Consider the following 8,302-nt stretch of genomic DNA (forward strand, 5'->3'; position numbering starts at 1 on the left):
TCGCATCCGTCGCCCCGTCCGTGGGGACGGAGGGTGTCCGGCGTCCAGGACGAACCCGTTCCGTCCGGTTCACACCACACGTTCGGTACCCGTGGTGATCGTGTCACCCGGTGGTGTCGTTCGCGTATCCCCGCCGGTGAGCACCTGCCTACTGTCCGCTTGCCGTGACGCACAGGCGTCCCGGTGGTGCTCACGGGAATCGTGAGGCACGTCCGTCCCACCGGACACGATCGGGGAGAACGACATGCGCAGGAAGCTCGCGGTCACCGGCGTCGCCGTCATCGCCACCATGGTGGCCTTCAGCCCGCTGGCGTCGGCTGCGCCCGCGCCGAAGGACGACGACGGTGACTCATTCGTCCAGGACGTCGGCAACACCAGGGGCGACCAGTTCGGCCTGGTGAACCTGGACGACGTCAACGTCCTCAACAACGCGAACATCTGCCCGGGCATCAACGCGACCCTGGGCAACGTCCTCGGGATCCTCGGTGGCGGCGCGGCCCAGACCCGGGACAACCCCACGAAGTGTGACTGACCCACACACGCCTCCGCCCCCTGCATCCCGCCGCCACGGGGTGCAGGGGGCGGTTCCGTGCCGGCGTGGGATCAGTGGAAGACGTAGTCCGACGGCTCGACACGGCGGGTGCGCTCGTCGTACTCACGCATGTAGCCGGGCCAGTTGGTGACGATCCGCCCGGTGTCGTCGCGGTACCAGGAGTCGCACCGGGTCCACGCGGTGCCGGGGAAGCGGGCCTGGATCTCCTCGTCGTAGGCCCGCTCGACCTCGGGGCGGACCTCCATGCCGGACGCGCCGCGCCGGGCCGCCTCCTGCAGGGCCTCGCGGACGTAGCGGACCTGGTGCTCCAGGTACCGGATGATCGAGCCGCCCGAGGTGTTGGTGTTGGGGCCGTAGAGCACGAACAGCGACGGGAACCCGGGGACGGTCATCCCCAGGTAGGCGTGCGCGCCGTCGGACCACTCGGTGCGCAGCGACCGCCCACCCGGACCACTGATCTCCATCGGGAACATGAAGTCGGTCGCCGCGAAGCCGGTGCCCCAGATGATGGTGTCGACCTCGTGCAGCGTGCCGTCCTCGGTGCGCACCCCGGTCGGCTCGATCGCGGCGATCCGCGACGTCTCGACCTCGACGTTGGGCCGCTGCAGCGCGGGCAGCCAGTGCGAGCTGAACAGGATGCGCTTGCAGCCGAAGGTGTAGTCCGGCCAGACCTTGCGGCGGACCTCCGGGTCGCGCAGCTGGGCCCGCATGAACAGCGTCGACCAGAGCCGCCCCAGCCGCCCCCAGGTGGCGGGGTGGCGGATCATCAGCGTCAGCGTCTCGCAGTACTCGGTGATGAACCGACGGCGCGCGGCCTGCAGGCCGGGCACCCGGGCGATCGCGAACCGCCACCACGCCGGGAACCTCCGGTTCCGCCGCGGCAGGAACCAGTTCCCGGACCGCTGGAACACCGTCATGTGCCCCACCTCGGGGGCGATCGCCGGCACGAACTGCACGGCGCTGGCGCCGGTCCCGATCACGGCGACGCGGCGTCCGCGCAGGTCGTGGTCGTGGTCCCAGCGCGCGGAGTGGAACATCGTCCCGGTGAAGGAGTCGACGCCGGGCAGGTCGGGGGAGACCGGCCGGTTGAGCTGCCCGGTCGCGACGATCAGCACGTCGCAGGTCCAGGTGCGGCCGTCGTCCGCGGTGACCGTCCACGGTCGGTCGGCCTCGTCGCGGCGGGCGTCGACGATCCGCACACCGGTCTGCACCAGCTCGTCGATCCCGAACTCGGCGGCGACGCCGCGCAGGTAGGCCAGGATCTCCGGCTGCGGTGAGCAGAGCCGCGACCAGTCGGTGCGCTGGGCGAACGAGTACGAGTACAGGTGGCTCGGGACGTCGCAGGCTGCGCCCGGATAGGTGTTGTGCAGCCACGTGCCGCCGATGCCGTCGGCGGCGTCGACGATCGTGACGTCGCGGATGCTGTGGGCGCGCAGCTCGATCGCGGCAGCGATGCCACCGAATCCGGCGCCGACGATGAGAACGCTCGGTGCGTGCATGGGACCTCCCTGTCGCCGCCGGTCACGGTAACGATCGCCCGCGGGGCCCCGGGGGCCCGTCCCGGCCCGCGCGGGCCGTCTGCCACCTCACATTCCGGGCACGTGCGGGGCGGCGCGGATCGGAGCACAGTGGAGGGTGAGAGGCCGACACCGGGCCGGCCGGGAACGGAGCACAGTGATGAGCACCGTCGTCGTCGGCGTGGACGGATCGGACGCGGCCCTGGACGCCGTCGCATGGGCGGCCCGCGAGGCCGCCACCCGACACGCCGACCTGCTGCTCGTACAGGCCTTCGACGTGGCCCGCCTCTACGCCGACGCCGCCGTCGCACCCCTGCTCGACGACGTCGAGACCTCGATCCGCGAGGAGTCCCGCGCGACCCTCGACGCGGCCCGGCACACCGCCGCGCAGGCCGCACCCGAGGTCGCGGTCGACCTCGCGGAGGACCGGCGGGCGCCGTCGACGGCGCTGGTCGAACGGTCCGCCACGGCCGAGCTGCTGGTGCTCGGGTCCGCCGGACGCGGGGCGATGGGCACCGCGCTGGGATCGGTGACCCTGGCGGTGGCCTCGCACGCGCAGTGCCCGGTCGTCGTCGTGCGCGGCACCTCGTCGGAGGGGCCGGTGCTGGTCGGCGTCGACGGTGGTCCGCTGTCCGACGCGGCCCTGGAGCACGCCTTCGCCGCGGCCTCCGAGCACGGCACCGGCCTGGTCGCCCTGTACGCCTGGCACGACGGCCGTTCCCCGGCGCTGCGTGCCGCCGGGGTCTTCGACCGGCTGCGCGACGCCGAGGAGCGCGCGCTCGCCGAGCGGCTCGCGGGCTGGTCGGAGCGCTATCCCGACGTCGCCGTGGAACGGGTGATCGAGCGCGAGGAACCGGGGCGGGCGCTGGCCCGGCGCAGTGGTGCGGCCCGGCTGGTCGTCGTCGCCACCCGGGGTCGTGGCGGGTTCACCGGGTTGCTGCTGGGGTCGACCGGGCTGGCCCTGGTCCAGCGTGCCGACTGCCCGGTGATGCTGGTCGGTCCGTCCGCCGCGACGTGAGCGCGGTGCCCCGCCGTGGGGGCGCTCCTCAGTCGTGGTGGCGGTAGTCGACGATCGCCCGGTCGGTGCACGCTCCGCAGTCGGCGCCGACGAACTGTGCGGCGGCGGCCGTGTCGCCGCGCAGCTGGTAGTCCAGCCAGGCGGTCAACAGACCGCGGAACCGGCCTCCGTCGGGGAGCGGCTCGAAGTGGCCGACACCGGCGAACTCGGCGTAGGCCGCCTCGACCTGGGGGGTGTTCTCGTAGAACGGCTCCACGATCAGCTCCGGCCGCACCGTCGTGTCCTGTTCGCCCGCCAGGTACAGGATCGGGCCCCGGATGCGCTGCGGCACCGCCAGCGGCCCCGGCTGCACGGCGACGGTGGTCGTGATCAGCGGGTCGGCCGCGGCGACCATCGCACCGGCGCCTCCTTGCGAGTGCCCGGTGGCGGCGATCGCCGAGGTGTCGACCCGCTGGTAGTAGGGGCTGCCGGGGTCGGCAGCGGCCCGCACGAGCGTGCGCGCGCCCGCGAGCATCTCCTGCCCGCTGTTGGCCATCGGGGTGTTGGCGGCGGTGACGAGGTAGCCGTGCGAGGCGAGGTGGATCAGCAGGCCCCGGTAGACGGCGGGGATGCCGCCGGTGCCGTTGCCCCAGGTCACGACCGGGTGCCGGGTACCGGGTGGACCGAGGTCGGCGGGCCGGAACACGGTGTGGGTCGCCCCGATCTCCTCGGTGACCTCCTCCGGACCCGGCGCGCTCCAACGGTCGATCGGAGCGGCCGTGGTCGCGGTCGCGGTGTGTGCGATCCGATCGGTCGCGGCGGTCGCGGGCTGTGCGGCCGCGACCGGGCCGAGCAGGGCGCCGATGCACAGCGCCGCGGTGAGCAGGGGAGTGACACGCACGCTTGTTCCTCCGTCGGGTGATGCCGGACGCGACCGTGATAAGCAAAGATAGCCAACGTTACTTATACGGTCGAGTGTGGCCCGTCGTACGTGGACCGCCCAGTAGGGTGGCGAGGTCGAGCGGAAGAGGTGACGGTCGCGGTGGCGGAGTCGGTGTCGGACGCGGTGGGCGCGGAGCGCACACCGACGACGATTGCGGAGGGTGTGTTCTTCACGACCCCACCCGCCCTGCCCCGAGGTCGGCACCGGCTCAGCCGCGAGGAGGTCTACACCAAGCGCCGGGAGCGGATGATGATCGCCGCGACCGAGCTGCTGGCCGGCGACGGCTACCGCAACATCGGCGTCCGCGAGATCTGTGCCCGTGCCGGGGTGTCCCTGACGGCCTTCTACGAGGTCTTCTCGGACAAGGACGAGTGCATGTTCGCGGCCTTCGACCGGTTCGTGAACGTGATCGTCGGCGGCTTCGCCGAGGTCCACTACCGCTCCGACGACTGGACCTCGATCATCCGGCACTTCACGCTCGTCTACCTGGACCTGCTGGGCCGCGACATCGTCGTGGCCCGTGCCTTCCTCGTGGAGCTCGAACCGCTGGGCCGGGAGGCCCGGCACCGGAACCGGCTCGCGATGCAGGGCATCGCGGCGCTGCTGGAGGTGCGCCGCCGGGAGTGGGCGGGCGGTGTCGAGGACGATCTGGAGTCCGAGGTGTTCCTCGTGGTCGTCTACGCGTTGCGTCAGCTCGCGGTCGACATCCTCGACGCCCCGAACCCGTCCTTCGACGGCTGTGCCAACCGCTGGACACCCTGGCTCGCCCGTCTGCTGCCGCCACCGACCGGTTGAGCCCGCGGTCGGTCGGACGCGCACCTCAGCACGCATGCTCGAGGAACCAGGCGTAGGTGTCGGCGAGCCCCTCGCGCAGCTCGACGGTCGGCTGCCAGCCCAGTCCCCGGATCCGGGTGGTCTCCAGCAACTTGCGGGGCGTGCCGTCCGGACGCCGTCGGTCGGGCACGATCAGCCCCTGGAAGCCGACCACGCCCGCGATCATCGCGGCCAGGTCGCTGATCGCCACGTCGAACCCGCTCCCGACGTTGATCGGTTCGGGATCGTCGTAGTGGTCGAGCAGGTGGATCACCGCGCTCCCCAGGTCGTCGGCGTGCAGGAGCTCGCGGCGCGGCGTGCCCGAACCCCACAGCTCGACGGTGCCCGCACCGTGGCGCTCGGCGTCGTGCAGCCGCCGGATCAGCCCGGGGACCACGTGTGAGTCGTGCGGGTCGAAGTTGTCCCCCGGCCCGTAGAGGTTCGTCGGCATCGCCGAGATCCAGGGCAGCCCCAGTTGGTTGCGGACCGCCCTGACCTGCATCAACCCGGCGATCTTGGCGACGGCGTAGGCCTCGTTGGTGGGCTCGACCGAGCCCTGCAGCAGGCTGGACTCCCGGATCGGCTGCCCGGCGAACTTCGGGTAGGCGCACGACGAGCCGAGGAACAGCAGCCGTCGGACCCCGGCCCGGGCCGCCGCGTCCATCACGTTGACCTGGATCTGCAGGTTCTCGGAGATGAAGTCCGCGGGCCGGGAGCTGTTCGCCAGGATGCCACCGACCCTCGCCGCGGCCAGCACCAGCGCCGTGGGACGCTGGTCGAGCAGATGCTCGAACACCGCCGCCCGGTCGCGCAGGTCGAGCTCGTCGCTGGTGGCACCCACGACGTCGGTGAACCCGGCCGCGTGCGCAGCCCGGACGACCGCGGAGCCGGCCAGACCGCGTCGCCCGGCCACGTACAGGCGTGCGTCACGAGGCAGCATCGAGACCCTCCACGACCAGGCGGGTCGCACGCGGAGCGGGCTGCTCGGCGTCGACCATGATGCGGGCGAGCTCCGGGGCGGTGACCCGGGGCGTCCACCCGAGCTCGTCGTGGGCCTTGCCCGGATCGCCGACGAGCGCGTCGACCTCGGAGGGGCGGAGGTAGGACCGGTCGAACCGGACGTGCTGGCGCCAGTCCAGGTTCACGTGGTCGAAGCAGAACCGGGCGAAGTCGCGGACGGTGTAGGCGGTGCCGGTGGCGAGGACGTAGTCGCCGGGCTGGTCGGCCTGGAGCATCCGCCACATGCCCTCGACGTACTCGGGCGCGTAGCCCCAGTCTCGGACGGCGTCGAGGTTGCCGAGGTGGAGGTGTTCCTGCAGGCCCGCGGAGATGCGGGCGGCGGCGCGGGCGATCTTGCGGGTCACGAAGGTCGGCCCGCGTCGGGGGGACTCGTGGTTGAACAGGATGCCGTTGACGGCGTAGATGCCGTGCGCCTCGCGGTAGTTGCGGGTGATCCAGTAGCTGTAGACCTTGGCCGCACCGTAGGGGGAGCGGGGGTGGAAGGGCGTGTACTCGTTCTGCGGCGGCGGACTGGCACCGAACATCTCCGAGCTGCTGGCCTGGTAGAAGCGGCAGTCGAGCCCGACCATGCGGATGGCCTCGAGCAGGCGGGTGGTGCCCATGCCGGTGGTGTTGCCGGTGAACTCGGGTTCGTCGAAGGAGACGCGCACGTGGGACTGGGCGGCGAGGTGGTAGATCTCGCGGGGGTGGATCTTCTCGACCAGTGTGACGAGCCGGGAGGCATCGGTCAGGTCGCCGTAGTGCAGGAACAGCCGGGCGTCGGGCTCGTGCGGGTCCTGGTAGAGGTGGTCGATGCGGCTGGTGTTGAAGGTGGAGGCGCGGCGGATGAGGCCGTGCACCTCGTAGCCCTTGGCGAGGAGCAGCTCGGCCAGGTACGAGCCGTCCTGGCCGGTGATGCCGGTGATCAGCGCGCGGGGCGGGGTGTGGGACATCGGGACTCCTGAAGGGGTCAGGCGGTCCGCTGGATGAAGACCATCCACATGGACCGCAGGGGCGGAGGGGTGATCGCCGCGACGGCGCGGAACGCCGACCAGGCCAGCACCGACCGGCCGACGTAGGCCGGTTCGCTGTCGTGGGTGTAGGAGCAGTGGCGGAAGGACGTCTCGGGGAACCAGCGGCGCAGGTCGGCCGCGGTGTTCATCCGGTACGCCGTCGGGAAGGTGTCGCGTTCCTGTTTGCCCGGCTGCACCCGGGCCAGGACCCTGCGGTGCAGCCGGTCGGGGACCAGCCGGGCCGGCAGGGCGATCGACCCCCAGCGGTTGGGGGTGCGGGCACAGATCCAGCCCCCGACCCGCAGCACCCGGGTGAGCTCGGCGGCGGTCCGGGCCGGGTACCGGACGTGCTCGAGGACGAAGTCGGCGACCACCGCGTCGACCGAGGCGTCCGGCAGCGGCAGGAACCCGTCGGGCCCGATCACGTGGGCGCGGTCCAGCGTCGGGTTGGTGGTGACGACCGGGTCGACGTCGGCGCCGACCAGCGCCCCGACCCTGCCGCGCAGTCGTCGCAGCTCCCGGCGGTGCTCGACGGGGTCCTCGACGAAGCAGCCACGGCCCGCACCGAGGTCCAGGACCACGTCGTCCGACCCGACGAGGGCCCGGACCCGCTGGTAGAACTCCACCGCCCCGTCGAGCCGGGAGAACCCGCCGGCACCGAGCTCGGGCAGCGTGCGGTGTCGGTGGCGTTCCAGCCGTCCGGTCGCCTCCTGCGGGACACTCATCGGGACCTCCCGGGCAGGGCACGACGGGCGCGGTGCCGGTAGCGGCCGGTGGCCCAGGGACGGTCCGGGTCCGGCTCCAGTACGTCCGGGTCCCGTGTCGGGGCGGCGGTCGGTTCCGCGTCCCGGTCGGAGGCGTGCCCTCCGGTGTCGACCGATCCCATTGGCGTCACGTGCACGGCGCCCAGCTCGTCGACCGCCGCGGTCAGCTCGTCGGCGTCGGTGGAGTCGGTGCGGCACACCAGCAGGACACCGTCGGCGAGGCGGGCCAGCTCGACCGCCTCGGAGGACTCCCGGACCGCGGGGCCGTCGACGAGCACCACGTCGTAGCGCTCACGCAGCAGCGCCAGCACCCCGGCCATGGCCGGGCCCTGAAGATCGGTCCCGAGCCCGGCACCGAGGCCGAGGCCGCCGGCCACCAGGACGTCGACCCCGGCCGCGTCCCATCGCAGCATCTGTCGACGACGGCCTGAGACTGACCCCCTGACGTCGGATTGGGATTGACCCCTTCTGGGCGACGCTGAGGGGGTGTTGTCGGTGGAGGACTGGTCCGAGATCCGTCGTCTGCATCGGGCGGAGGGTGTCCCGATCAAGGAGATCTCCCGCCGGCTGGGAGTCGCGCGGAACACGGTGCGTTCGGCGCTGCGGGCGCCGGGCCCACCGCGGCGGGAACGGGGCCCGCGGGGTTCGCTGGCTGATGCGGTCGAGCCGCAGGTGCGGGCTCTGTTGGCGCAGTTCCCGCGGA

10 protein-coding genes are annotated in these 8,302 nt (G+C 72.3%); 4 read left to right on the forward strand and 6 right to left on the reverse strand.

The window, feature by feature from the left end; genetic code table 11:
• Positions 1-244 precede the first annotated feature (244 nt).
• Positions 245-532 carry a hypothetical protein gene (locus FVA95_RS20535; protein ID WP_020627158.1) on the forward strand — a complete coding sequence of 96 codons (288 nt, stop codon included), beginning with the start codon at positions 245-247 and terminating at the stop codon, positions 530-532.
• A 71-nt stretch (positions 533-603) separates the two neighbouring features.
• Here FVA95_RS20535 and FVA95_RS20540 read toward each other — a convergent pair whose 3' ends face one another.
• Positions 604-2,052, reverse strand: a complete 1,449-nt coding sequence (locus tag FVA95_RS20540; protein ID WP_149665627.1) for an NAD(P)/FAD-dependent oxidoreductase — start codon at positions 2,050-2,052, stop codon at positions 604-606.
• Positions 2,053-2,230: 178 nt separating this feature from the next.
• Between FVA95_RS20540 and FVA95_RS20545 the strand changes: the two genes are divergently transcribed.
• Positions 2,231-3,088 (forward strand): universal stress protein, encoded by an 858-nt coding sequence (locus tag FVA95_RS20545; protein ID WP_149665628.1) that lies wholly within the window; start codon positions 2,231-2,233, stop codon positions 3,086-3,088.
• Between the two features lie 28 nt (positions 3,089-3,116).
• Here FVA95_RS20545 and FVA95_RS20550 read toward each other — a convergent pair whose 3' ends face one another.
• Positions 3,117-3,968, reverse strand: coding sequence for an acetylxylan esterase (locus FVA95_RS20550; protein ID WP_240051627.1), 852 nt, complete (start codon positions 3,966-3,968; stop codon positions 3,117-3,119).
• 129 nt (positions 3,969-4,097) lie between these two features.
• Between FVA95_RS20550 and FVA95_RS20555 the strand changes: the two genes are divergently transcribed.
• Positions 4,098-4,805 (forward strand): TetR/AcrR family transcriptional regulator, encoded by a 708-nt coding sequence (locus tag FVA95_RS20555; RefSeq protein WP_149665629.1) that lies wholly within the window; start codon positions 4,098-4,100, stop codon positions 4,803-4,805.
• Positions 4,806-4,830: 25 nt separating this feature from the next.
• Here the strand turns inward: FVA95_RS20555 and FVA95_RS20560 are convergent, their stop codons facing one another.
• From FVA95_RS20560 to FVA95_RS20575, 4 genes are read right to left on the reverse strand one after another with little or no spacing between them, the layout of a single operon-like run.
• A complete protein-coding gene (locus tag FVA95_RS20560; RefSeq protein WP_149665630.1) occupies positions 4,831-5,763 on the reverse strand; it encodes a GDP-L-fucose synthase in 933 nt (310 codons plus the stop codon).
• Positions 5,750-6,775 carry a GDP-mannose 4,6-dehydratase gene (gene gmd, locus FVA95_RS20565; protein ID WP_149665631.1) on the reverse strand — a complete coding sequence of 342 codons (1,026 nt, stop codon included), beginning with the start codon at positions 6,773-6,775 and terminating at the stop codon, positions 5,750-5,752. The genes FVA95_RS20560 and gmd overlap by 14 nt, the downstream gene beginning before the upstream one ends.
• Before the next feature lie 17 nt (positions 6,776-6,792).
• Positions 6,793-7,560 carry a methyltransferase domain-containing protein gene (locus FVA95_RS20570; protein WP_149665632.1) on the reverse strand — a complete coding sequence of 256 codons (768 nt, stop codon included), beginning with the start codon at positions 7,558-7,560 and terminating at the stop codon, positions 6,793-6,795.
• Positions 7,557-8,012: a CpsD/CapB family tyrosine-protein kinase gene (locus tag FVA95_RS20575; RefSeq protein WP_149665633.1), complete on the reverse strand. Its 456-nt coding sequence runs from the start codon at positions 8,010-8,012 to the stop codon at positions 7,557-7,559. Before FVA95_RS20575 ends, FVA95_RS20570 begins: the two co-directional genes overlap by 4 nt.
• Positions 8,013-8,085: 73 nt before the next feature.
• Here FVA95_RS20575 and FVA95_RS20580 point away from each other — a divergent pair.
• Positions 8,086-8,302, forward strand: a 217-nt coding sequence (locus tag FVA95_RS20580) for a sigma factor-like helix-turn-helix DNA-binding protein (protein ID WP_193564260.1), incomplete at its 3' end; no start/stop codon positions are given.

Source organism: Pseudonocardia sp. EV170527-09, assembly GCF_008369905.1.
Lineage (GTDB): Bacteria > Actinomycetota > Actinomycetes > Mycobacteriales > Pseudonocardiaceae > Pseudonocardia.

Bases quoted from the DNA above. Each gene is read 5' to 3' on its own strand.
- FVA95_RS20540 (WP_149665627.1), bottom strand. From the start codon at position 2,052: ATGCACGCACCGAGCGTTCTCATCGTCGGCGCCGGATTCGGTGGCATC.
- FVA95_RS20575 (WP_149665633.1), bottom strand. From the start codon at position 8,012: ATGCTGCGATGGGACGCGGCCGGGGTCGACGTCCTGGTGGCCGGCGGC.
- FVA95_RS20570 (WP_149665632.1), bottom strand. From the start codon at position 7,560: ATGAGTGTCCCGCAGGAGGCGACCGGACGGCTGGAACGCCACCGACAC.
- FVA95_RS20545 (WP_149665628.1), top strand. From the start codon at position 2,231: ATGAGCACCGTCGTCGTCGGCGTGGACGGATCGGACGCGGCCCTGGAC.
- gmd (WP_149665631.1), bottom strand. From the start codon at position 6,775: ATGTCCCACACCCCGCCCCGCGCGCTGATCACCGGCATCACCGGCCAG.
- FVA95_RS20535 (WP_020627158.1), top strand. From the start codon at position 245: ATGCGCAGGAAGCTCGCGGTCACCGGCGTCGCCGTCATCGCCACCATG.
- FVA95_RS20560 (WP_149665630.1), bottom strand. From the start codon at position 5,763: ATGCTGCCTCGTGACGCACGCCTGTACGTGGCCGGGCGACGCGGTCTG.